The organism is Paenibacillus aurantius, assembly GCF_032268605.1.
Taxonomy (GTDB): domain Bacteria; phylum Bacillota; class Bacilli; order Paenibacillales; family NBRC-103111; genus Paenibacillus_AO; species Paenibacillus_AO aurantius.
Window position 1 is genome coordinate 4,582,404 of sequence record NZ_CP130318.1, and the last position, 25,339, is coordinate 4,607,742.

Below are 25,339 nucleotides of genomic sequence, written 5' to 3' on the forward strand. Positions count from 1 at the left end.
GGCCGCACCGGCATGTAACGCTTCCTTTTCTTATGCTCTTACTTGCTTACCTTCCTTATTACGGCTCATATACGTTGAATTCGTGGATACTCCACCAAGGCGAAGCCGTCGCCGTAAGCACCACCTTAATATACTGGGCGGTCTGGACCGGGAAGGTGATGGTCGTGATCGAGCTGGTGCCGGTGCCTGTCGCTACAGCCGTTCCCCACGTCGTGCCGTTCGAGGAAACGTACACTTCGTAGCCTCTCGGATAGTCGTTTGTGCTGTTGGCGTCCAGCGTAATCTTGTTGAATGTCTTTGCCGAGCCCATATTCAGTTGATAGTACAGTCCCGCTATTTGGGTACGGCTTGTTGTCCAGCGCGTCGACAGGACGCCGTCCAGTGCATTGGCGGTTCCGGTCGTATTCGACGCCGTCGCCGTCCAGCCGGTGCGGCTCAGGGCTGCGCCGCTGGTGGGCGTTGCGGACGCAGAGGCGGAGTCTGCACTTTCCTTGCTGCCCGCGAGCGCACTGACGACGTAATAGTACGGAGTTCCGTTCGCTAAGCCGGAGTCGGCGTAAGCCGCCGACGTGACGGTAGCGACCGTCGTATAAGGTCCTCCGTTAGTCGTACTGCGTTTCACGTTGTAGCTGGCCGCTCCGGTGACCCCCGTCCAGCTTAGGCTGACCGATGCATTGCCGGCGGCAGCCGCAAGGCCTGTCGGAGCCGGAAGCGGAGCCGTTACGGAAGCTTCAGCCGAATTCGGGCTGGAACCGTCATTGTTCGAAGCCGTGACGACATAATAGTAGGTCGTCCCGGCAGCAAGGGTATTATCCGTATACGTGGTGGTCGTCACGTTCGACGCCAAAACCGAGTACGGCCCGCCGCTTGTGGTCGCACGTTTCACTTGATAGCTCGTTGCGCCCGACGATGCGGTCCAGCTAAGCTGTGCCACTCCATTGCTCAGGCTGGCCGTTACGCCGGTCGGAGCTTGAGGCGCGCTGCTTAATTCGTCCGCTCCGATGTCGTAAGCTGTACCCGTAGGACGAAGCTGTCCATCCCTATCCGCCGGAACGTCGATCGGCAGCGCATAACCGGTATCGATCGCCGCTTGAGCGGTTGACGGATTAAGATGGTAGTCGCCTGCGGCAGCATTCACGAGCCAGCCTGTGGTGGCGTTCGTAATGTTGTTGCTGGAGGCGGCCGTTCCGCCGTCGCGAAGCTTAACCGCCTTATCCATCAGATTGTTGCGGATCTCGCCGCTGCTGCCCGCAAAACGGGATTCGATTCCGCCGACGCTGGCGCTTGGCGCAATGTCGAGCATCGTGTTGTTATAAACTTTGAATCCGTTCGCCTTGTTCATGTACACGGCCGTATCCTGCGTGCCCATGACCACGTTGTTGCGCATAATGCCGCCGCGGTGCTCATAGGCCGTATCTCCGTTGCGGAAATATTGAACCGCCGTGCCGCCGCCGCCGAACGACATGGCGATGGAGCTGTTCTTGAATACGTTGTTCTCGACCACCGTATCCATCGAGTTGCCTTTGGCGAAGAAGCCGTAGGCCGGGCTGCCATCCGCTTTTTTCGTATTCTCAATCGTGTTGCCGCGGATGATCCAGCCTTTGGAGGCGATCAGATCGATGCCTTCCACGCTTCCCCTCATACCTGCAGTGGTGTAACCGATCAACGAGTTCTCGATAATGCCGTAATCGGCATAAGGAAGCTCCACATCGCCGCCGGATGTCGACTTGAACCCGCCTTCGCCGTTATCCCAAGTTTTTACATGATCGGCATGGAAATAATCCGACCCGCTGTTGACTTGAATCGAGTGGTAGTACGAATCGCGGATCGTCAGATTCCGGAAGGTAACGTAATCCGAGTCATTTACTTTGAAGTTGATATCGAGCGTTGTGCTGTTGATGCCCGGTCCGGCAATGACCGTATCGTTGTAATTCGAGGTCGCGCCCTGAATCGTGATGTTGTTTTTGCCGTTGATGGTAATCGTAGACGCCTGGCTGTAAGTGCCGGCCGCGAGCGTAATCGTCCGGCCGTTTGCCGGAGCCCCGTCGATGGCCTGCTGCAGCTGCGCCAGAGAGCTGACCGTGACACTGTCCGGAACCGGCGTGAAAGTAGCGGCGTTCACCACGTTCGACAGGGCGGAATAGTTGCCCGCATCGTCATAGGTTTTGACGGCAAAATAGTAGATCTGCCCCGTCGCCAGCTGGTTCACCTGGAACTTCATCGCAAGTCCCGGATCGCGCTGGGCCAGTTCATCTTGCGCTTGTGCGGCGGAGGCCCAGTTCGCTTCCGTAATCGGAGAGGTCGAATAACGAACGTCGTAACCGGCCGCTTTGCCGGTAGTGCCGTCGTTGCCCGGCGCCGTCCAGGTCAGCTGCACACTGCGGAGGTTCGGGCTTACGGCCTGCAGATTCGCAATGGCCGCCGGAGGCGTAGGATCCGAAGCCGGCGTCGTCACCGAGACTATGTTGGAAAGCGCGGATGCGTTAACCGCTTCGTCGAAAGAACGCAGGGCAAAATAATACGTTGTTCCCGGCGTCAATCCGCTTATGTCAACCGACTGTGTCGTATTGGCGGCTTGCGGCTGCGGTTCGTTCGTCAGCTGGACGGCGTCATTCCAATTATTTTCCGTAATCGGTGCCGTATGGTAACGAATATCGTAGGATTGTGCGGTCCCCGTTGTTCCGTCGTCACCCGGAGCGCTCCAGGACAAGCTGGTCGACTTCCAAGTCGTCAATCCGGCAGCCAGGTTGCTTACAGCCGCTGGAGCGGTGCTGTCCCCCGGATTCGCATATACCTCGATCTCGATCGGCGTATTCACGAGGTGAACGTCCTGGTTGACCCGGATATGGCCGTTAGCCCAGTAGCGAACATAACGGGCGCTGATCGGGGTCGAGAGCACGATATCTTTACCGGATCCGTCCACGGGCTCCAGGTAAGGGGCATCCGTACCCGCACCTTGACCTGCCGTATTGTCGTCGTCGTTGTTAAACACCGTCGTTACGCCGCTGGAGAAAGTCGGGCTGTTCGACAGCTGCACGATGATGTCGCGGCCGGTCCGCGCGGTGCCCGAGCTTGCTCCCCAGTCGTTGCGGATGTTGATTTTGCTGATCGGATAAGCCTGCGTCAGATCGACTTGAACCCACTTCGGTCCGTCGGCGATGCTGATTAAGGCATAGGAGTCCGTCGCCCTATCGGTCAGGATGGAAAGCGGAACTCCGTTCGAAACCGTGCCGTTCGACGTCACCGCTTTGCCCGGAGCCACGTTGATGGACGTTTCCATCACGACCTGCAGCACGTTGGACAGCGCCGATTCGTTGTTGGCATTGTCACGGGTTTTCATGGCAAAATAGTACGTCGTCCCTGCCGTCAGGCCAAGCACCGTAAATTGCTGCTTGGTTCCGGCCGCTTGTGGTGCGGGTTCTCCTACGACAGGCGTGGCGGAGGCCCAGTTCGCATTGGTGATCGGCGACGTGGAATAACGAAGGTCGTACTCGCTTGCCGTCCGGTCGTTGCCGTCGTCGCCCGGTGCCGTCCAGTTCAGGTCAACCGTGCTGAGCGTCCGGGTTCCCGCCGTCAAATTCGTAATGGCGTCGGGAGCCAGCACGTCCGTTCCGTCCACGAGCAGAATAGGGCGGTTATACGCATTCTCGGAGGTATGGAACGTCACCGTTCCCCCAACGGCTTGCGGGTCGTGCAGCTTAAACGACACGGTTTTGTCACTCATCTGGCTGTTTACGAAATCCGTCACGTCAAAAGCATACCAGCCGGCCGCGCTGACCGGAATCGCACCTACCGTCACGCTGCCCGTTTCGCTCGGGAAAGTGGTAGTGGTCATGGTGGATTCCGTCCAGGCATCATCCTGGAGACCGGTTACCGTTAGCGACCAGGATTTGTTCGGTTTGTTCGGCGCGTACAGCATGAGGACCGCACGCTCCGCCGACGAACCGGAGTAAGCCGAGAAGTTAGCCTTGATATAGCCGTAATAGATGCTGTTTCCGTTGTTTTGAACGGTCAGCCCTGTGGAAGAACCATAAAAAGAGCCGTTATTCACAACATTAACGTCATCCGCCGGTGTATACTCCCCGGCCGAAGAAGCCAGCATCGTAATCGAAGGAACGTTCGACAGCGCCGACACGTTGCCTTGATCGTCGATCGTCTTCATGGCCGCATACACCGTGGCACCGGCCGTCGGGCCGTATACCTTAATCGATTGCTGCGTACCGGCCGCTTGCGGAAGGACCGACGTCTCGATCTTCTGCGCACTGGCCCAGTTCGCTTCGGTCATCGCAGCGTTGGAATAACGAATGTCGTAAGCGTAAGCCGTCCCCGTGCTGCCGTCATCGCCCGGGGCATTCCAGGTAAGCTGTAAGGAGCGGGAGGTCACGCTGCTTGCCGCCAAATTGGATACGGCCGCAGGCGCAATCGTTTCGTTCGGGACAAACTCGTCGGCTCCGACATCCGGCGCACCGCCGTAAGTCCTCGCCTCGCCGTCCCGGTCGGTCGGCACTTCCGGAAGGGTAATGCCCGCGTCACGGGCTGCAGCGCCGTAGAACGGATGCAAGTGGTAATCGCCGTTTGCCGGATCCACCAGCCAAGTCGGGGCGGCATTCGTAATGTTGTTGCTTTGGGTAGCGGTTCCGCCATCACGCAGCTTCACACTCCCGCTTAGCAGGTTGTTGCGGACCTCTCCGCTTGTCTGCGAATAACGCGGTTCGATCGCGCCTACGCCGGAGCCGATATTCAGAATCGTGTTGTTGTAGATTTTGTAGCCGTTTGCTTTGTTCAAATAAATGCCGGCATCCTGCATGCCGTAGATGACATTGTTGCGCATGATGCCGCCGCGGTGTTCGTAGGTTTGGTCCTGGTTGCGGAAGAAGGCAGCGCCCGAACCGCCGCCGCCGAACGACAAGGCGATAAAGCTGTTTTTAATAACGTTGTTCTCCATAATCGTGTCGATCGAGTTTGCCTTGGCAAAAATCCCATAAGCGGTGCCGCCGTCGGCCCTCTTGGCGTTCTCCACGGTGTTGCCGCGGATGACCCAGCCACGGGAGGCAATGAGGTCGATCCCTTCCACGACGCCCCGTTTACCGCTTACGGTATAGCCGATCAGGGAATTCTCAATGAGTCCGAAGTCGTTGTAACCGTTGCCGGAGTTCAGGTTGAAAGTCGTCTTGAAGCCGCCTTCCCCGTTATCCCACGTTTTCACATGGTCGGCGTGGAAATAGTTGGAGCCCTCATTGACCTGGATGGCGTGGTAGTACGAGTCCTGAATCGTCATATTCTTGATCGTGACGTAGTCGGAATTGTTAACCTTGAAGTTGATGTCCATCGAGCTGACGTCGATGCCCTGCCCTTTGACCACCGTGTCATTAAAGTTAGCCGTCGCGCCCTGAATCGTGATGTTGTTCTTGCCGGTGATGTTGATCGGGGTCGATTGGGTGTAAGTTCCGGCCGCCAAGGTGATGACACGTCCGTTGGCAGGTGCGCTGTCAATGGCCGTCTGGAGGGCGCCGATCGAATGGACCGTAACGGAGTCCGGCGTCGGCGCAGCGATGGTTGCGCTCACCACGTTGGACAAATCCGACAAGTTGCCTACTTCGTCTAAAGTGCGGACGGCAAAGTAGTAGGTCGTGCCCGGCGATAATTCTTTGACCTTGAAATTGGCTGTTGATCCGACCGGAGGCTGAGGAAGCTCGTCGACCGCCTGCGCAGCCAAAGCCCAGTTTGCCGCTGTAATTGGGGAGGTCGAGTAACGGACGTCATAAAATGCGGCATTGCCGGTATTGCCGTCGTTGCCCGGTGCCGTCCAGGTCAGCTTCGCCGACTTGAACATCGCCTGCGTAACCTGCAGATCGGCTATTGCCGCAGGCGCCTGGGTATCGGACATCGGCGTCGTGACCGTCAGGACGTTCGACAGCGGCGATTCATTCACGATATCCTTCGTCTTCATCGCCATGTAATAAGTCGTATTCGGCGTAAGCCCTTCGAGCGTAAACGTCTGGGTTGTTCCCGCCAACTGAGGAGCCGGCTCGCCTACGGCGCTTGTCGCGTTCGCCCAGTTCGCAGAAGTGATCGGCGAGGTCGAGTAGCGGATATCATAGGAAGTGGCTGTGCCGGTTGTCCCGTTGTCCCCAGGGGCCGTCCAGCTCAGCTGAACCGCTTTCCAACTCGTGTAGACGCTGGAAAGATTCGTGACCGCCGCCGGCGGCGAGTAGTCTTGCGGATCCGCATAGACCTCCACTTCGACGGGCGTGTTCACGGTATTGGTTTGACCGTTAACCCTAACATGACCGTTGGCCCAGTATCGGACATAACGGGCATTCACGGTGTCGGTCAGGTTGATATCCTTCCCGCTGCCGTCTGCCAGCTCCATATACTCCGCATCGGTTCCAGCCCCGAGTCCTGAGCTGTTGTCATTGTCGTTGTTGAACACGGTCGTTACGCCGCTTGTGAACGTGGAGTCGTTCGATACTTGCACGACGATATCCTTGGCATACCGGTATGCGGAGCTATCCGAGCCCCAATCGTTGCGGAGATTGATCCGGGAGATGTCATAAGCCTGGCCCAGATCGATCTGGGCCCACTTCGGGCCGTCCGCTACGCTGTAGAGGGCATACCTATCGCGCGTTACGACGCCGTCCGTCAGCTCGGAGATCGGCCGGTTGGTAACACTGCCCGCATTCGTCGTGACCGATTTTCCGAGCGCCACATTCGCCACCGGAAAAATGGAAGCGGTTGCAACATTCGAGAGATTGGAGACATCCCCGTTCGATCCGACCGTTTTCATGGCAAAGTATACCGTTTTCCCGGACGGCAATCCCTTCACCGTAAACGATTGCGAACCCGAAGAAGCGGGGAGCGGCTCGCCTGTGATCCGTTTCACGACCGCTCCGTTATCCCAGTTGGCACTGGTGATCGGCGTGGTCGAATACCGGATGTCGTAGCCGGCTATCGAGCTGCCCGGGCTGTTCCAGGTAAGGACAGCGCTGTTTACGGTAGGACTGCCGGCCGATAGGCTGACCGAGCTTGGCAGTGAGGCATTGACCGTCGGAATTTCGGAGTAGACTTCCAGCTCGACCGGGGTGTTCACCGTCTGAATCGAGCCGTCGGAAGTACGGGTGTGGCCATTCGCCCAAGAGCGGACATAACGGGCGCCAACCGGTGTGCTAAGGGTGATCGTTCGGCCGCTGCCGTCGACCGGTTCCAGGTAAGTCGGATCAGAACCCGCTCCCTGTCCCGCCGTATTGTCGGAATCATTGTTGAATACAGTCGTTACGCCAGTGGAGAAGGCAGGATCGTTGGAGAGCTGAACAATGATATCTCGACCGGTTCTCGTCGCCTGCGGGTTATAATCATTCAGCACATTAATGCGGGTAATGGCATGCGATTCCCCTAAGTCGTACTGTACCCACTTAGGTCCTGTGGAGGCATTGATCAGGGCGTAGCTGCTCGACTGGCGGTCGCCGTCGATCAACCGGTCAAGCGATACGGCGTTGTTCACGATGCCGTTGGTGGTTACCTTCGCGTGGCCCAAGGCTACGTTGGCCTCAGCGGCCGCGAAAGCCACTGGAGCAGCCGTAAACAGAAGCTGCGTGGAAAGTACGGTGGTCATGAGCATCGTTATTCCCGACTTTTTTACAAGAGGCAAAACCAATTTTGACACTTCCTCTCCTAATTAGGTGCCGGCGTTGCATCTGCTTGCAACTTGTGTCATCCGCAGTTCCTGAACTCCTTCCTCCTTTCCACTGGCGTCTATCGAATATGAAGCGCTTTCACGTGCGCTGTCTGATCTGCTGGGCCCTTTCGCTTCCCTCTCAGATTGACATAGACCGCGCTCGTTCGCCATTAGATTGAATTATCTTCTTCTTAGTCATTTCTATCCTCAGTCGTTTTTAGATGATTAAAAGATACGAGGCATCGAATGGACAAAGGACGGAAGTAGGGCTGGCGGCTCTCCCGATGGAAACTTATTCCCCGGCTTCCAACATTTTTGCCTACCATAGAGAACGTTTTCTTGGTAACTTTACCTCAAAGCGGATGGCGCTTCCGTGCCGTCCTCTTATCTATACATAAGGAGTGAAGAACCATCAAGAAACGAATTGCCCTGCTGCTCGCTGTCGTCATGCTGTTTGCCTTTAGTCCGTCCGTCTTCGCCGCCACCCGATACGAAACCAAGATCGAACGCGGCGTTAACTTTCGTTCCCAGCCAAATTTGTCCTCCAAGGTATACCGCAGTCTAAAAGTAAATGAATATGTACACGTCATTCACCTGGAAAAGCCAGGCTGGATCAAAATTCAAACGAAAGAGGGACGCACCGGCTACATGTCGTCGCTCCCGAAATATTCCACCTACAGCCTGCCAAGCGTATCCACTCTGCGTTCTAATGTGGTAAGTTACGCCAAATCCCTGCAAGGCCGCGTTAACTATAAGTATGCCGCGCGTGATGAGGCCCGTCTGCTGTTCGACTGCTCCTCCTTCACCCAATATGTTTACAAGAAGCAGGGCATCTACATTCCGTGGGGAGCCAACGCCCAGACGAAATACGGCACCACGATCAAGTACAAGTCCTCCCTGCAAATGGGCGACCTTGTCATGATGAGCTTCAGCAAGAACAGCACCAGGATCGGTCATGTCGGCATTTACATTGGAGGCGGCAAGTTCATCCACAACGTGAATCCGACGGATGATGTCGTCATCAGCGACTTGAACACCGGCTACTGGAAGGACCGTTTCGTCAAAGGAACCCGGGTCATCCGTTAAAGCCCAACTAATCCTATCCCACTAAAAAAGGACAGGGAACGACCAAAAGGCCTGCTGCCGGATTCCGGTTAGCAGGCCTTTTGACGGGAACCGCAAGATTCAAATCATCCAATGTGCCAAAGTCGGACCAACAAGAACCGGCCCTCCAGGAGATGACTGGAGGGCCGGACGTCTTGCATCAATGGGGGTAAATGAGCCCCGCCTGTCGAAGCAGACGCTGCAGGATCACGGCGGTTTCCGCCCGGGTAATCGAGTCCTGCAGTCTTAGTTGGTTCTGGCTGCCTTCCATTATGCCGAGCCGGACGGCCGCTTCGGGTAATTAGAATGGCAGTTTATCTAACAAGTTGTAGATCATTGTCGCAGCTTCCGCCCGTGTTCCTTGGCGCTGCGGTTGCAAGGAATGGTCCCCATAGCCGCTAATCAGCCCGTTAGCCAAGGCCGTGGTAAATTCACCCTGGAACCAACTGCTCACAGTTGCGCCGTCAGCATAAGAATTCAAAGCGGCAGAACTTCCAGAAGCCGGGGTGCCATATTTGGTGAATACCCGGGTAAGAATAGCAACCATCTCTTCCCGGGTGATTTGCCGCTCCGGGTGGAAATTCCCTTGATCATCCCCCGTGACGAAACCAGCATCCCAGCCCGCCGCAACGGCTTGATAATGCCAGTTGTCGGTGGAAATATCCGCGAAAGGAAGCTGTTCATCGCGCTGACCGCGGGCAAATACCGCTGCAGTGATCATTTTGGTGAACTCCGCGCGAGTTACCAACCCGGTAGGTTGGAAGCGGGAATCCGGATAGCCATCGAGAATCTCCTTGTCCGCTAAGAAATTGACGGCATTTTCGGACCAGGAACCAGGCATGTCGCTGAAGCGCTGGGTCCGGAATCCGAGATAAACTTGTTGGCCTTCTTGCACCGTCAAGACCTTTTGCCCATCCACGTTCCGGCTTGGCAGGATGTGGGGCTGACCGTCCATGCCGATGACATAAGCATTAGCCCGCCGCAGTTCGTCCGCGGTTTTTCCAGGCAGCTTAGCCACGAGAGTAAGGTCGTTTTTCCCTGCAGCTTTAACCGTAAGCAGTGGAGTTAAGGGCTGCAGGTTACTTGGCGCGGCCGGCACATTCTGCGGAACGAGAACCAAGTCGCCCGTGATTTTCGCCAGTTCTCCATGCGGCACCGTAAACTCGCCCGAATTTGTAGCGAGACTCAAAGCCATTTGGCTAGCGCGCAGTTCCGCAAGCACAGCCGGTGAAACTTTGAATTCGTTGTTGATGCCGCCTTTTATAACTACCTTGTCGGCGTGCATTCCGTTCTTTTTAAGATCGCTTAAAAGTCCTGGAATGTCAGATGGCTGTTGCACCGTTGTGTATGTTGTTGTCCCATCCTTGCCAATTACAGGAGTAGGGGCCGGAGTAGGGGCCGGAGTAGGGGCCGGCGTCGCGCTCGGGGTCGGCGTTGGCGTCGGTGTTGCATCGATAATAGGTCCGGTCCAAACCGGCGGTGTTGGTTCCGGCGTTGGTGTTGCAGACGGTTCTGGCGTCGGCGTCGGCTCCGGAGTTGGCGTCGGAGTCGGTGTTGGAATCGGGTTCGGCAGGGTAGCAATGTTCGCATCCGATACGGCCACATCCGTCCATGCGGTGATCCGCCCTTCCGAATCGATCGCCGCTATATAGAGATGCTGGCCGCTCGACACGGGCACGTCCTGGTTCAGGACCAGCGGTTGGACATATCCCGACAGAGAAGCGGGTTCCCCTATATTAGGACGGGGAAAAGCATTCGCCCCGCCGACCGCATACCTAAGAACAGGCTCGCCGGACGCCCCGGTCAGCCGGGTCGTTCCCGGAAGCAGACCCGGTGACCAGCTCAACTCCGTAAGCTCAGGAGCAGGCTGCGGCTCGGGCTGCGGCCGTGGCCCCATGGTCAGCTCCAGGTCCGGAACATAACCGGGGATGCTGTATAGAAAATTTAAGAAGGAGACATCGGAAGAATGGGCCGCAGCCGGTCCTTTAAGAACCATGGTCAAGAAGGGCTCGCTGCGCTCCCAGCTGTCCCGGACCAAGGAAGTCACATCGAACGAATACCACTTAGGGGCTCCATCAATGGAATAGGTCCCGGTTGTTACACTTGTCGTAGAAGGAACGGCTGCGATGGGTCCGTTCTCCAGGGAAGGTGGCTGCCAGGCCGCGCTTCCTTTATGAATGGTCATCGTGAGATCCGGCGCACCGCTCGTGACATGTTTCTGGGTGACGAACACCTTCAACTTGGCGGAAGCAACCGAGCCTGCATCCGGCGGAAGGAGAAAGGAAAGCACGGACGTCAGGTTGCGGCTCCCTCCTGTAGTCGGGTCACCTGCATTTACTCCGACATTCAGGGTATCGATCCCGCAAATCACCTGAGCCTCATCCGGATTATCCGTCCAGGAGTAGACACATCCTGCCATTGGCGAAACAGCTGTCACTATCCCCGCCGCGGCCGAGACCTCCTGTGAATAGTCACTTTCCCCATCGGGCCCGATCGCTTTGACGGCAAAATAATACGTCGTCCCGTTTGTCAAATTCCCTACCTTATAGCTGAAGATGCTGCCATCGACAATACCCACGGGCTGCGCTCCGTACTCCCCGCTCACGGTTCCCATATAGACGGCGTAAGACGTGACCGCGGAACCGCCCGGGTTCCAGTTTACCGTTACGGCCCCATCTTCAGGCGACGCCTGCAGACCGGCTGGAGCCGGAAGGGAGGGGCTGTAGATGGCTGCGTGGAGCTGGCCGCTATCGGACCAAAGAAGATAAAGCTTGTCCCCAGTAGCTTGGATTGTGTTCTCGTACGGCCCCATCGCAACAGGAAACCCGTTATCGGCAGGAGACCAGTTGGTGCCGTCAAACTGCATAACACGACACTCCATACCAAAACCCGAAGAGCTGCTTTCTACCCATGAAAAATACATTTTATCGTTAAGGACTGTGAAGTTAGGGTCCTGGGCGCTTCTGTTGGGAGTGGTGGGGATATTTCCATCTCCTACTAACGTCCACCCATTCCCATCGTATTTTCGGATTTTGAAGCTATTCGTGCCCCAGTCACGCCAAACGCCATACAAGTGGCCGTTGTAGGCTTTAATCGTTGCGGCAGCCGAAGGAACGTTGCCACCGGTTATTCCGTTAATTCCGGAAATATTCGTCCAGGGTGAATTTCCGTTCTTTTCGAAAACGGGCATGTAGCTTCCACTGGTTGCTCCATTTTCATCCCACGTCAAGTAAAGCTTGTCATTGAAGATTTCAAATTCCGGTCTAAAGGGACTTCCACCGGGTGTGAGGGTCAGTCCAGAGACTTCATCCGTCCAGGTCTGCCCGTTATATTTCTTAACGATCAGGGTTCGGGCTCCCCCGCCTTGGTTTAGCCATGCGGCGTACAACTCGTCATGGTAAGCCATAAGAACGGGCATCATGCTGGTTTGACCGGTTATAGCGAAGGACGTACCCCCGTCTGCCCATGACCAGTTTTGGCCATCGTATTTCTTGACCCGAATGTAGTCCGTGTTAGAGCCGTTGAAATCAGGAACCGTTTCCGCCCAGATGGCATAGAGTTCACCATCATATACGGCTAAGTTAGGAGCCGAGGCCGAGGTATTCTCATCATTTAGTGCGGCCCCGCCGTCAGCGGATGTCCATACTTGTCCATTCCAAGCCTTGACCCTTATCTGCCCGTAGCTGCTGCCGAACGAATTGGGCGGTTGGACATCTTCCTTCCAGATCGCATAGAGCTGGCCGTTCCAGACTGTCGTTTCGGGGGTGTCCGCATTTTGACCGGTATCCCCATTTAAAGCACTCCCCCCACCCAACGGCTTCCACCCCGTATCCGGCTGATAGGGCTCGGCGAACGAGATAGACGGAACACTGCCGAGCAGCAGCAGGACCACCAATACGGCGGCCGTCAGCTTTCTTGCTTGAGCTGCCTGTTTTCTAAAAAATAACATCGATGATTCACCTCTTATTAAAATTCTTCGTTTCCCATTCCGGCGTGCAGCGGTTGTTCAGAACGGCTTGTCTCTCTTGGTGTTTTCTTTTGTCTCGCCTTCCGGACCTCCCCCATCGGCAAATCACTTCCCTTGCCATGTTCCATATTGTACCAACTGACTCTAAACATTTTCTGAACAAAATGTCGAAAAACCCAAAACCAGTAGGTCTTGGGTTCTAAAAAATATAGAATAATGTCGAATTCTTACAAGCCCAGCTTGCTTTTCACCGCAAGGGTTTCCGGAGAGAGCTTCACGCCCAGCTCTTTCTTCAGCCGGTTCTCCAGCTCCCGGTACTGCTGCCGGGCTTCGGGCTTGTTCCCCCTCTCGACCAGATAGGAAGCCAGCCGGCAGACCAGAGTCTCGGAGTAGGGCTCCAGCCCGATCATTTTACGCAGGACGGCTTCCCTCTCCTGCCCTTCAGTGTGATCCAGCCGGCCCTCCAGCCACTGAAGGAATCGGGAACGAAGAGAAACCCGCTTCGGCTCCGCCCATTCATACGACTCGGCTTCGAAGTAATCCCCTCGATAGAGCGACAGCATCTCCGGAAGTACAGGCACATGCTCTTCTCTCCACCCTGCCTCCAGCGCCTCGATATCGCTCTTTACGATCCCCTCCGCCATCCGGTAGCGTTCCTCGCGGAAAGTGATTCCCTCGGGATGCCCCGCCGCCCGGAGCCCGCTCCTCAGGTGATACATCGTGGTGTGGAGCAGCGCCTGGGCCCGGTCGACCGTGAGATCCGGCCACAGCTCGTCCAGGATCCGGTCCCGGGATACCGGCGTTCCCTCCGCATGCCACAGGTATGCGAACAGCTCCTTCGTCTTCTTGGTCCTCCACGCAACCGGACGGCCGTCCGCACACAGCTCCAAGGCACCCAGCGTCCGCAGGTACAGCCCTTCGTTTTGAGGATCGGCGGTGCGCTCCGTACCGGATGAGCCGGGCTGGAGAACCTGGCTCCGGTACCGGTCCAGCGCTTTCGCGAGCCGTTCTTTCGAAACGGGCTTCAGCAAATAATCGAGCGCCTCGACCTCGAAGGCCTTTACGGCGTATTCCTGATAGGCCGTGACAAATACGATTTTGGCCTCCGGATATAGGGCTTGGATCCGCTCGGCGGCTGTCAGGCCGTTCTCTCCCGGCATTTCAATATCAAGGAAGACCAGGTCGGCCTTGTGACGGGCCATAAAGTCCAGCCCCTCCTTGACATGCTGGAACCGGCCCAGCACCGATACCCCTCCCAGTTCTTTCAGCAGGATATCCATCAGCTGCAGGGCCATGGCTTCATCATCGATCAAAACGGTTCTAATCATAGGCCTCCTCCGGTATCGTAACCTGTATCCTCGTTCCCCGGTCCAAGCCGCTTGCGATCTCCAGGCGCGTTCCGTAAATCATCTCGAGCCGTCGGTTCACATTCGGCACCCCGACGCCCCGCGTCCGGTCCGACGCCAGAGCATCCAGCTGGTCGGCGGACATCCCGGTTCCGTTGTCCTCCACTTCCAGCACCGCTTCCTTCTCCCGGCGGAATGCCTTCACGGTGACCGTTCCTCCCTGATCCCGGGGAGCGATGCCGTGACGCACCGCGTTCTCCACTAACGGCTGAAGGGTAAGCGGAGGGAGCAAGCAGGCGAAGCCCTCCTCCACCTCGTAATGTACCTGCAGCCGTTCGCCGAATCGAAGCTGCTCGATAGCGAGATACGCCCGCACCAGCTCCAGCTCCCATTCGAACGGAACGAGCTCGCCCTTAGAAGGAAACGTAAATTTCGCCCGCAAATAGGTCGTGAGGTCATAGATCGTTTCCCGGAGCTTTCCCGTATCCATGTAGCTCAGAGCCACCATGGCATTGAGGCTGTTATAGAGAAAATGGGGCGTAATCTGCGCCTGCAGGGAGTCGATTTCCCGGCGGACCGCCTGCTCCGTTGATCTCTTCATCGCCAGCAGGGACTGCACGCGTGCCTTCAGCTCCACCAGCTCGAACGGCTTCTGGAGGATGTCGTTCGCTCCGGCCTCAAGCGACATCACGGAATCCGCCATTTGCCCCGACGCCGTAAGCATCAGCACGGGGAGTTCCGCCAGGCTGTAGACGGCGCGGATCCGCCGGCATACCTCGAGGCCGGAGACGCCCGGCATCATGAGATCGAGGAGCACGAGGTCAGGCGGGGGCGACATATCGAGCTGACGGAGCGCCTCCTCTCCCCCGAGGAACGCTTGGTAACGGCAGCCGAGGGAGGACGCGGTATCCGTTAAAATTTTGATGTTCGACAGCTCGTCGTCAATCATCCATAGAACGGCGGAAGCCGTTCCTTCCCCCGCCCAGCTGAGGGAAACCGAAGGTTCCTCCGCAGCCGGTTCATCCGGAGCCGGCTTACGGGTCTGTCCTTCCGGTTCTTCCGCGATCGGCAGGGTGAACGTAAACCGGGAGCCCTTCCCGAGCTCGGATTCCACCTCCAGGGCGCCTCCCTGCAGCTCCACCAGCTGCCTGGTGATGCTTAGGCCGAGGCCGATGCCTCCCCTGACGGGGACATTCCCCGTCTCCGCCGCATACTGCTCGTAGGGCTCAAAGATCCGGGCCTTCACGGAATCCGGAATGCCGAAGCCGGTGTCGGCCACGGTAACCGCCAGCCGCCCGTTCTTCTCCTCCGCCAGAATGCGGACCGTCCCCTCGCTTGTGTATTTCAAGCCGTTTTCCAGCAGATTGAACAAAATTTGCCGGAGCCGGCTTTCATCGGCCCATACCAGGGGAAGCTCCTCCGGCAGCTCCTTTTGGATCGAAACCCGTTCTTTCCTCGGGGTGATGGACAGCATGTCCAGCACGACATCGACGCTGACCGCCACATCCACCGCGGTCTTGTCGATCCGCAGAACGCCCTGCTTCATTTTGGACAGGTCGAGAATATCGTGTACTAGGCTCGCAAGCCGACGCCCCACCTGATTGAGCAGGCGTACGTTTTCCCGGTGGCGGGGGTGTAGGGCCGCTTCCGGATCGTCCAGCAGCAGCTGCGACAAATTGATGATTCCGTGAAGGGGCGTGCGGAGCTCATGCGACGTTTTGGCAAGGAATTCGTCCTTGTTCCGGTCATATTCCAGCAGCTTCCGCGAAAGCTTCTCGTTCTGCTCGTAAGCCTGCTGCTGCCGGGAAGAAGCGAGAAAAGCCTGAGAAAACACAAGAAGAAGAGGCGTGACGATCATATAGTAAGGATTATCGAGCGCAAGCTCGTAACGGAAATGGGCGGTCAGCCAGGAAACGAGCAGAAAGAAGACCCCGAGCGCCAGATAGGCGGTCCCTGGAACGCCCTTTCGCCTGCTGCGGACAAGCACCTGTAGAATGGCCACGAACATTAGGGACTGCAGCGCGATATTCGTAAGAAAGATTTGGGACAGAACGGCATTTGGAACGAGCAGCATAACGAGGATATACGTCCACGCCACCAGTTTCAGCCAGCGGAACAGCCGGGAATCCCGTTCACCGAGAAAACGGAAAATATAAAGCCCGAAAGTCAGAAAGGCGAGAAACGGCCAGAACAGCAGCATCTTCTGGAGCCACGGAAAAGGAAAGTCCGGAAAGAGCTCGGAGAAGAGAATCTCATTGTCGATGCTGAAGAAGAAGCCGAGCGACAAAGAAAAAAAGCTCAGGTACATCGCATGCGGCTCCTTGCGCCACCGCCGGAACATTCCGATAAAATACAGTCCGAGAACGAGCATAACCGTAATGAGAATCATATCGGCCAGCCGGGAGTGATCCCTCCGTTCCAGCATCATCAGATGAGGGCCGAATTCGGGAGCCTGCACCAGACCGCTGCTCTTGAAATCAAAGCTCGCCACCTGGATGAGGATCTCGACCCGGCCGGTCCCCGCCTCGACCGTTCCGAAGTACGGCAGGTTGCTCGGGACGAAATCCAACCGGTCCGCAGAGGGACGCCCGTTGCCCCCGAGATCGGTTCCATTCAGGAAAAAATGGCTCGAGAGCCGTACTTTTTTGGCCCGAAGGCTGTACAGCTCCTTCTTCCCGGTCTCGATGACCAGGCGGTACGTGCCGGCCCCGTATCCTTTCTCTCCTCCGGACGACACCAGCCCGTCCCAGGCTCCCGGGACTTGAATCGTTCGGTGTCCAGCCGCCAGACTTGGCGTATCCCGGAAATCCTCCGGCCGCAGAAGCCGCCCCTCGTAGAACTCCCACTCTCCCCGAAGCGGGAGAACCCCTTGCTGGGCGAAGTCCCACGCGCGCGCATCGAGCCGCCCGTCGTGCGCTTCCGGATAATGCTGGACCGGGTCCAGCCAGCGCAGCATAATCCAACCCCAAAAAATAACAAAAATACTGACCACGCTTATCGTGATCGCCCGCTGTCTGTTCATCGGTCCCTGCCTTTAAAGTGGAACCTTGGCTTGGTTCCTTGAAGTTTTTCCCATTATAGCACAAGGGCGGTTAGGCTCGGCCTCTTTTTGCGAAGGTTGTCGAAAAGACGGCAGGATTCGGTTCGGGTGCCTTATCCGGTAACTTTGTTGGCTTAGAAAACCCACTGGATGCGCACGAAGATCATAAGGGAAGCCAACTTTATTGGCGGATAAGGCACGGGAATCCAATAAAAAGCTCCTTATCGGCTGCCGGGCAGCGGATAAGGAGCGTCTGTTGAATTATTTTTCCGATCGGGGAGCCGTCTGTCCGGCGCTCGTCGATCCGGGCCCGGGCAGCGCTGCTTCTGTTTCTCCAACCGGCTGCGGCTTCATCCGCTCATAGAGGAAATCGACCAAATGGACGGCTTCCATCCGTCCCGCCAATCCCTCTCTCTCGATGCCGAGCTTCATCTGCAGCAGACAGCCCGGATTGCTCGTCAGCAAGTACTGTGCTTCCGTTTCTTTCACGTGCTCCATCTTATGATCGAGCACCTGCATGGACATCTCCGGCTGCACGAGGTTGTAGATGCCCGCCGATCCGCAGCAGCGGTCGGCCCCCTGGAGCTCGCGGAAACGGACGCCCGGGATGCGGCTCATCAGGTTGCGGGGCGCATTGCCCGCTTTCATGACATTGCGCAGGTGGCACGAGTCCTGGTACGTGATGACCGTCTCTGTTTGGTCTCCGGAAGGCCTGCCTTCGCGCAGCCTCTCCGTCAAGGCGGGAACATGGCCGCGCTCGAGAATGACCTGGGTTATGTCCTTCACCCGCTCGGCAAACCAACGGGCCTCCTCGGCCATTACGGGATCTTCATGCAGCAGATGATGATATTCCACGAGCAGGGCGCCGCAGCCTCCGGCATTCGAGATGATGTAATCCACACCGGCCTCGCGGAAAGCGCGTATGTTGCGGCGGGCGAGGTCTCTCGCCTGGTCGAGCTCCCCGCTGTGGGCATGAAGAGCGCCGCAGCAGTTCTGCGTGTCGGGAATGACCACATCAAAGCCCGCTTCCGCAAGCAGCTTGGCGGTGTTGACGTTCGTTTCCGTGAAGAGCACATCCATGATGCAGCCGCGGAACAGCCCTACCTTCGCCACGGCTGTGCCCTTGGCCGGGTAGAACGTCCCTAGCCGGTCCACCACTCCGTCGCCGGAGGCTTCGGGGAGGATCCGCTCCATCTGGCGCATCGTCTCCGGGAAGAGCTTCATCACGCCCGCCGAACGGACGAGCTTCGCCGCTCCCGACCTCTGGTACAGCCGGAGTCCGGAACCCAGGAGCCGCATCCGCTTCTGGTGCGGGAACATGTGCCGGAAGGTCAGGCTTCGCAGCCCCTTGACCCACCAGGAGTGCTCGGCGTGGTCCTCGATGGCGTCTCTTGTCTGCTCAAGCAGCTGGCCGTACTTCACATCGGCCGGACAGACCGGTTCGCATGCCCGGCAGCCGAGGCAGAGGTCCATTTGCCGGCTGAACGAGTCATCCGGCTCCATCACCCCGTCGACGACCGCTTTCATCAGCGCGATCCTCCCCCTCGGGGAAGCCGCCTCGAGCCCCGTTTCCTTGAAGGTCGGGCAGGACGGCTGGCAGAACCCGCACCTCATGCAGTTGGTCAGCTCGTCGTAATTCAGTGTCAGCTTCATGCGCTCGGCGAGCGGGCTTCCGCTCTCCTTCACGATCAGGGGCTTGATGGACGTATTTCCGCTCATCGCTGCAGCACCACCCTTTTGCGGGATTCCTTGGCAAAAATTTTGCCCGGGTTCATGATGTTGTTCGGGTCAAAAGCCTGCTTCACGGCTTTCATAATGGCGATTCCCTCCGCCCCGACCTTCCACTCGAGGAAGGGAGATTTCACGGAGCCCACGCCGTGCTCGCCGGTAATGGTGCCCCCGAGCCGGATCGCCGCCTCAAAAATCTCCTCGAACGCCTGCTCCACCCGGTGAATCTCCTCCGGGTTGCGGGCGTCGGTCGTGCACGTCGGGTGCAGGTTGCCGTCTCCCGCATGGCCGAAGGTGCAGATGTGCACTCCGTACTTAAGCGCGATCCGGTTGATTTCCTGCACCATCTCGGCGATCTTCGACCTCGGCACGGTCGCATCCTCGAGGATGGTGGTCGGGCTGATCCGCGCGAGCGTCGACAGGGCGCTCCGCCTTGCCTTCATGAGCCCCTCCGCCTCCTCGGCGCTTCCGGCGAGCTTCACCTCGGCGGCGTTCTCCTCGAGGCAGATGCGGCGGATCGCTTCGATGTCCGCGTCGATGGAAGCCTCGTCGAACCCGTCCTGCTCGATCAGAAGCACCGCCTCCATGTCGAGCGGCAGGCCGATCTTGTTGAATTCCTCCACGACCCGAAGCGTCGGGTTGTCGATGAACTCGAGCGTAGCCGGAATGATTCGCGAGCCAACGATGCTCGATACGGTGCGCGCGGCCGCTTCGATGTCCCGGTACATCGCGAGCATCGTCTTCTTATGCGTCGGAGCGGGCAGCAGCTTGACGGTCGCCTCCGTGATAATGGCCAGCGTACCTTCCGAGCCGACGAGCAGCTTCGTCAGGTCGTACCCTGCCACATCCTTGTACAGCTTCCCGCCCGTTCGGACGATATCGCCGTTCGGCAGCACGAACTCTAGGCCGATCACGTAGTCCTTGGTCGTTCCATACTTCAGGCCGCGAAGGCCTCCGGCGCATTCCATGATGTTGCCGCCGAGCGTGGAGATGACCATGCTGCTCGGATCCGGCGGATAGAACAGGCCTAGCCGCTCCACCGCGAGATGAAACTCCTTCGTGTTCAAGCCGGGCTGGAACGTGGCAGTCAGGTTGTCCGTGTCAATCTCCAGCAGCCGGTTCATGCGGTTCATGACCATGACGAGGCCGCCTTCGAGCGGAACCGTTCCTCCGCATAGGTTGCTTCCGGCGCCTCGGCCCACAATGGGAATCCGGTTGGCGTTGGCCAGCTTCAGAACAGCCGCCACTTCTTCCTTCGAGCCGGGATAAACCACGCCGTCCGGCAGTGTCTGCAGCATCGGCGTAGCGTCATAGGAATGGGTGACGCGCGCCTCCATATCGTCCTTGAAATGGGCCTCGCCCACAATGCCGCGCAGCTCGCGGCGTATGTTGTCGTCCAGCATGGGAACCCTCCGTTGTTTAAAGATCAGGTGATCTGATGACTTTTCTTTTAGTATAGCGTATGCTTGAATGAGTGTATATTGATTTTTTCTCGGAGGAAGCTCATGTCCCCTAATCAAGTAAAGCCCCAGAAAGGCTCGGACATCGTCCGCGAGCATCTCAAGCGGGAGATCTCCTCGGGCCACTATCCGCCGGGCTCGCGGCTGCCAACCGTCGTAAGCCTGGCGGACAGCTTCGAGGTCGGCCGTTCCACCATCCGGGAAGCGTTAAGCGGCTTGAAGGCGATGGGCTGGATCGAGATCCGGCACGGCGGCGGCACATTCGTCAGCAAGGAGCTTCCCGCGGAGGAACCGCCGGAACCGGAGCTTATCGATTCGGCGGAATCGCTGCAGGAGGTTCTGGAGGTCAGACGCTTCGTCGAAACGGGCAGCGTCACCCTCGCCGCTTCGAGAAGAACGGAAGAGGATCTCGCCCGGCTGGAGGACATCCTCGCCCATATGGAGAGGGTGCTGGGCGATGAGGAGGAGAGTGAGCGGGCCGACGTCGGCTTTCACCGCCAGATCGCCGCAGCTAGCCATAACAAGCTCCTGATTCAGCTGATGGAGACGCTGACGGGAAGGCTTCATGAGAGCATGAAGGAATCCCGGCGGCTCTGGTTTTTCGCGGAGCGTTCATCGGCCGAGCGGCTTTTGGAGGAGCACCGGACGATCTATGAGGCGATTCGCGACGGGGACGGGGAAGCCGCGGCCGCCCGGATGGCCAGCCATCTCCGTAAGGCCGACTCCGTGCTTCGATGGAACCGGTGACGCGGGTTCTGAAACGAAACGGGTTCCCGGCGGAACTCCTCTCAGCCTGCTGCGGGAAGGGCTCCGACGGACCGCACACACTTGCCATTCGACAAATTTTCCGTTTACTCGACCAGACGGTTCGACACCTTTTTCAAAGCTTATCCCCTACTATAGTCTTGTCTCGTTCATGCGTTAATGCTTAAGGGAGTGTCCGCCGAAGGCGGCTCGTCCCTCAATTCCTCGGAAAGGATGAATACCCATGCAAATCAAGAAGAAAGCCGACGCCGAATTCGTGATCGACCGATTCAACACCGTGGCCCATTGGGATTCCGATGGGGAAAAGCATTATTTTGTTTTTGCCGACCGTAAGCGCGGGGGCCAGTGGACCTTGATGAAGGACGGCGAGGACCGCTTCAGCATACACGGCCTCGGGGAAGACTACCATGACGAAGATGAGATGTTTTTTGAGGAGCGCAGCAGTGTCGTTTCCTTCATGTGGGAGAACCGCTCCGCGCTTAACGCGGCCCTTAAAAATCCTAGCGGACAAGCGTAATCTTGTCTGCTGAACGGTGCGGCGCCAGCCTGAAAGGGCCTGGCACCGGCCGGCCCATACGAACGGACGGTTCGCGCGAGCCGCCCGTTTTTGGCATGTTCCGACCCGGGGGCCGACGTCTGGAGAGCCTGCGCGGCTCTTTCTTTTGGGGATTATGCACGGGGACCTTCCCCAAACGGAAGGATGCGGCGGCGCAAGTATAATCATGGCGGGCGTTGAAGATGAATTGTGCTTTGGCGAACTTCGAAACTTTTGGTAAACTGAAGCAAGCTAATGACAAATAGAGAAACCAGGTGATCCAGATGAAAGGCAAGATGATTTTTTTCGACATTGACGGTACGCTGCTCGATCATGACAAACGGCTTCCGGATTCCACCCGGCAGGCGGTGCGCGAGCTTAAGGAGAAGGGACACTCCGTGGCCATCGCCACCGGGCGGGGGCCCTTTATGTACAAGGAGCTCCGGGAAGAGCTCGGGATCGACTCCTATGTAAGCTATAACGGACAGTACGTGGTCTGGCAGGGAAAGCCCCTTTACACGAATCCCATCCGGCCCGAGCTTCTCGATTCGGTAACGGAGTATGCCGTCCGGCATAATCATCCCATCGTATATATGGACCACGATACGATGCGGTCCAACACGGAATATCATGCCTATGTGGAGGAAAGCATCGGCACCTTGAAGGTGGCCCAGCCTTCCTTCGACCCGAAGTATCACCTCGGCCGGGAAATTTATCAGTGCCTGCTGTTCTGTACGATCGGGGAGGAGCAGGCTTACAAGGATACGTTCGGAGAGCTGGATTTCATCCGTTGGCATCAGTTCTCGATGGACATCCTCCCAGCCGGCGGCTCCAAGGCAAAGGGCATCGAGAAGATGATCGAGAAGCTTGGCATCGACCGCAGCGACGTCTATGCCTTCGGAGACCATCTGAATGATTTGGAAATGCTGCAATTTGCGGGTACGGGAGTGGCCATGGGCAATGCCCTCGATTCCGTCAAAAAAATCGCCAAGGTGGTCACACGCGCCGTTGACGATGACGGGATATGGCACGGACTTAAGCAGGTAGGATTACTATAGCAGCAGAAGGCCGGCCGGAATAGGCTGGCCTTCTTATTTGTCTGCCTGAAGCCATACAGCCGCTTGGAGATGGAGGCATCCTCTCCTCATTCGGAATCTTGTCCTCCTTCTTCGGAAGGAGGTCTTTTTGTCGTTTTCTCTGTAATAATACAATAACAATGACTTTTGTCCTGTTGTATAAATAATAGCAATGTAATACAATGTAAGCATCAAGATTTCCTGTAATAATACAGATTGGGTGAAAGCGGCCCGGGGAGGAATGTTTAAGATGGAGAATGAACTGCCCCTAACGGAAAACGCGGCCAAGGCCTGCTCCCAATGCGGAGCCCCGATGGAAGACCTGTTCGACTGTCATCTCACCACCTGCCACACCTGCCGGGGACATACGTTCTATGACATTTCGCCGGCCGGATCGGCCGTGACGAAGCTTCCCACCGTGGAGTAAACCGGGCTTCTTCCGCCGGCCTACTCCCGGCTGGAGCTTCCCATCAAAAAGGAGCAGCACCTATGCTGCTCCTTTTTGACGTTGAAATCGGCCGCCATAGCCCTTTCCCTCACCATCTTGGGGCCGGGAACTGGTTAAACGGCGGACGGTCCGGCCCTGCCATGGCGGCGGGTTACTTTCCTTCCCGTGCCCTACAGCACCCGCGCCGTAAACATGGAGCGGGCCACCCGGTTTCCCCGGCAGAGCACCTCCATGTCGATTTTGCAAAACCTCCGGCTCAGCTCGACAATGACCGGCACGATCTCGATCGGATCGTCCACCTGCAGGGGGATCAGGTAATAGTGGGCGGAGCTGTCGATCATCAGATCCCCTTTCTTGCGGTCCTGAACCGTCCGGTAGGCGGCCCGGGTCATCAAGGTCGTCAGAATACCTTCCGAGACCATCCCTTCCAGGCTGGTCAGCTGAGGAGTAATGCGTCCTTGAAAAGAGAGGCTTCCATCATCGCCGCGCACCTCTTCCATGCCCGACCAGATCTGGGCCTCGAACGTCTCCGTATTCTGGGGCTGCTTCTGGATCGACTGCATCGCCTTCATGACATCCTTGCGGGAGAGAACCCCGACCAGTACGCGCCGGTCATCCACGACCGGAAGCAGGTCGATGCCCTCCCATACCATGGTATGGCCTGCGGAAGCGACGGAAGCCCGGCGGCCGATGACGAGAGGTTCGGGGGTCATCCGGCTGCCGACGGTTTCCTCCTGCTTCGCTCCGATCACATCCTTGGTCGTGATGATGCCGCTTGGCCTCCCTTCCTCGTCTATGACCGGATAGCGGGTATGCGTGGTCCGCTCGACGAGCTCGAGCATATCTCTAACCTCCGCCTGCTCGGGTAGGGAATAGACCGGGGCGTCCGCCGGGAGCAGGTCCTCCACCAGGAGAATCTTCTTCCGGATGAGGCGGTCCTCGATGGCCCGGTTAATCATAATGGCGGCCGTGAACGTATCATAAGAGGTTCCGATGACTGGCAGGGACAACCGGCCGGCCAGCTCCTTCACCTCGGGTGCGGTGTCGAAGCCTCCCGTTATGAGAACGCCCGCTCCCAAGCCGAGGGCGCAGCGGTGGGCCTCCGCCCGGTTGCCGACAATCAGCAGATTCCCCGCCTCCACGTACTTCAGCATGGCATCCAGCTCCATGGCTCCGATGACGAACTTGCTGAGCGACTTCTCCAAGCCCTCCGAACCCGCCAGAACGGTCCCTTCCACCATAGGGACAATTTCGGCGAAGGTCAGCTTCTCGAAGCTTCCCTCCTCTTTCTTCTCCACGCGGACCGTCCCTATGCGTCGTTTGGTGCTCACCAAGCCCAGATTCTCGGCCTCCTTGATGGCCCGGTAGGCCGTCCCTTCGCTCACATTCAGCTCCTGGGCAATCCCCCGCACCGAAAGGCGTGTCCCTACCTCCAGCGTTTCGATGTATTTGGTAATGTTCTCGTGCTTCGTGGTCAGTTCCTGGTTATGCATCCCGGCCCCCTCTTCCGCTGCCTCTCTCGTTCCCTTCATTATAGGCTAACGGTAGGGAGAAATACAGACGGACCGGACAGGCCCTTCCAGGACCGGCTCCTCCAAAGGGCTGAGCGCAAAAAAAAAAGCGCTGATCCTCGATCAGCGCCGCTGGTTTGAATGGGTTCCTTATTGAGCGATGGGGACCAGAGCCAAGGCGTCCTCCCGGACGGGTGCTCCCCACTCCGCCGTTTGGGAATGGATTTGAAGGATCAAGGGCTGCTGGCCTGACGAAAGGGCCCATACGGTCTTGTCCGCATAAAGGGAACCGGGAATCCGGTAAGAGCATTTCTGGAACAGATGATCGCTTACCTCGTCCAGATTCGAAGAGCAAAGCACCACGCTCATCTTGCCATAAACCCGGAACTGTCCGCTATGTTCCGCGAACTCCACTCGGGCAAAGGAAAGGTCCTCTACCCTTTCCGTATGAAAAAGCTTTTTGTCGCCGTTGTGATTGATTAAGGCAACCGTCGAAAAGTCAAGGCTGTTCGGATTAAACTTGTATGGGAAGGCCTCCGCGGCTTCTCTCTTGCTGCGTGCTTCGATCAGGAAAGAAAACGAAGTCGTTAAAGTCAGGTAACGGTACAGGTCTCTTTTTTTGAATACCATCCGGGTCGGCTCCTTTATTTAGGTTTACCTGATTTATTTACCCTGTACCCGCCC

Annotated in this window: 13 protein-coding genes; 5 read left to right on the forward strand and 8 right to left on the reverse strand. The window is 57.5% G+C overall.

Annotated elements, in window-relative coordinates:
• Nucleotides 1–58: 58 nt before the first annotated feature.
• Entirely contained in the window at nt 59–7,612 is a 7,554-nt protein-coding gene (locus MJA45_RS20855; RefSeq protein ID WP_315603826.1) for a fibronectin type III domain-containing protein, read from the reverse strand.
• A gap of 510 nt (nt 7,613–8,122) precedes the next feature.
• On the opposite strand from MJA45_RS20855, the gene MJA45_RS20860 reads away from it, so the two are divergent.
• The gene (locus tag MJA45_RS20860; RefSeq protein ID WP_315603827.1) at nt 8,123–8,761 is read left to right on the forward strand and encodes a C40 family peptidase; all 639 of its coding nucleotides are present in this window, start codon (nt 8,123–8,125) and stop codon (nt 8,759–8,761) included.
• Between the two features lie 319 nt (nt 8,762–9,080).
• On the opposite strand, the gene MJA45_RS20865 is transcribed toward MJA45_RS20860, so the two are convergent.
• The 5 genes from MJA45_RS20865 to MJA45_RS20885 all read right to left on the reverse strand — a co-directional run bounded on the left by MJA45_RS20865 (nt 9,081) and on the right by MJA45_RS20885 (nt 20,263).
• On the reverse strand, nt 9,081–12,728 hold the full coding sequence (locus MJA45_RS20865; RefSeq protein ID WP_315603828.1) for an S-layer homology domain-containing protein: 3,648 nt from the start codon (nt 12,726–12,728) through the stop codon (nt 9,081–9,083).
• Between the two features lie 245 nt (nt 12,729–12,973).
• Nucleotides 12,974–14,074, reverse strand: coding sequence for a response regulator (locus MJA45_RS20870; RefSeq protein ID WP_315603829.1), 1,101 nt, complete (start codon nt 14,072–14,074; stop codon nt 12,974–12,976).
• Nucleotides 14,067–17,114 (reverse strand): hybrid sensor histidine kinase/response regulator, encoded by a 3,048-nt coding sequence (locus MJA45_RS20875; RefSeq protein ID WP_315603830.1) that lies wholly within the window; start codon nt 17,112–17,114, stop codon nt 14,067–14,069. The genes MJA45_RS20870 and MJA45_RS20875 overlap by 8 nt, the downstream gene beginning before the upstream one ends.
• Before the next feature lie 279 nt (nt 17,115–17,393).
• Nucleotides 17,394–18,851, reverse strand: coding sequence for a (Fe-S)-binding protein (locus MJA45_RS20880; protein WP_407083063.1), 1,458 nt, complete (start codon nt 18,849–18,851; stop codon nt 17,394–17,396).
• The gene (locus tag MJA45_RS20885) at nt 18,848–20,263 is read right to left on the reverse strand and encodes an FAD-binding oxidoreductase (protein WP_315603831.1); all 1,416 of its coding nucleotides are present in this window, start codon (nt 20,261–20,263) and stop codon (nt 18,848–18,850) included. The genes MJA45_RS20880 and MJA45_RS20885 overlap by 4 nt, the downstream gene beginning before the upstream one ends.
• A 102-nt stretch (nt 20,264–20,365) precedes the next feature.
• Here MJA45_RS20885 and MJA45_RS20890 point away from each other — a divergent pair, with 102 nt between their 5' ends.
• The 4 genes from MJA45_RS20890 to MJA45_RS20905 all read left to right on the forward strand — a co-directional run bounded on the left by MJA45_RS20890 (nt 20,366) and on the right by MJA45_RS20905 (nt 23,123).
• Nucleotides 20,366–21,067 (forward strand): FadR/GntR family transcriptional regulator, encoded by a 702-nt coding sequence (locus tag MJA45_RS20890; RefSeq protein WP_315603832.1) that lies wholly within the window; start codon nt 20,366–20,368, stop codon nt 21,065–21,067.
• A gap of 241 nt (nt 21,068–21,308) precedes the next feature.
• A complete protein-coding gene (locus tag MJA45_RS20895) occupies nt 21,309–21,602 on the forward strand; it encodes a hypothetical protein (protein WP_315603833.1) in 294 nt (97 codons plus the stop codon).
• 302 nt (nt 21,603–21,904) lie between these two features.
• The gene (locus MJA45_RS20900; protein ID WP_315603834.1) at nt 21,905–22,678 is read left to right on the forward strand and encodes a Cof-type HAD-IIB family hydrolase; all 774 of its coding nucleotides are present in this window, start codon (nt 21,905–21,907) and stop codon (nt 22,676–22,678) included.
• Nucleotides 22,679–22,946: 268 nt separating this feature from the next.
• Nucleotides 22,947–23,123, forward strand: a complete 177-nt coding sequence (locus MJA45_RS20905; protein ID WP_315603835.1) for a hypothetical protein — start codon at nt 22,947–22,949, stop codon at nt 23,121–23,123.
• Between the two features lie 191 nt (nt 23,124–23,314).
• Here the strand turns inward: MJA45_RS20905 and MJA45_RS20910 are convergent, their stop codons facing one another.
• Nucleotides 23,315–24,637 carry a DRTGG domain-containing protein gene (locus MJA45_RS20910; RefSeq protein WP_315603836.1) on the reverse strand — a complete coding sequence of 441 codons (1,323 nt, stop codon included), beginning with the start codon at nt 24,635–24,637 and terminating at the stop codon, nt 23,315–23,317.
• 168 nt (nt 24,638–24,805) lie between these two features.
• Nucleotides 24,806–25,285 carry a hypothetical protein gene (locus MJA45_RS20915; RefSeq protein WP_315603837.1) on the reverse strand — a complete coding sequence of 160 codons (480 nt, stop codon included), beginning with the start codon at nt 25,283–25,285 and terminating at the stop codon, nt 24,806–24,808.
• Nucleotides 25,286–25,339: the final 54 nt, after the last annotated feature.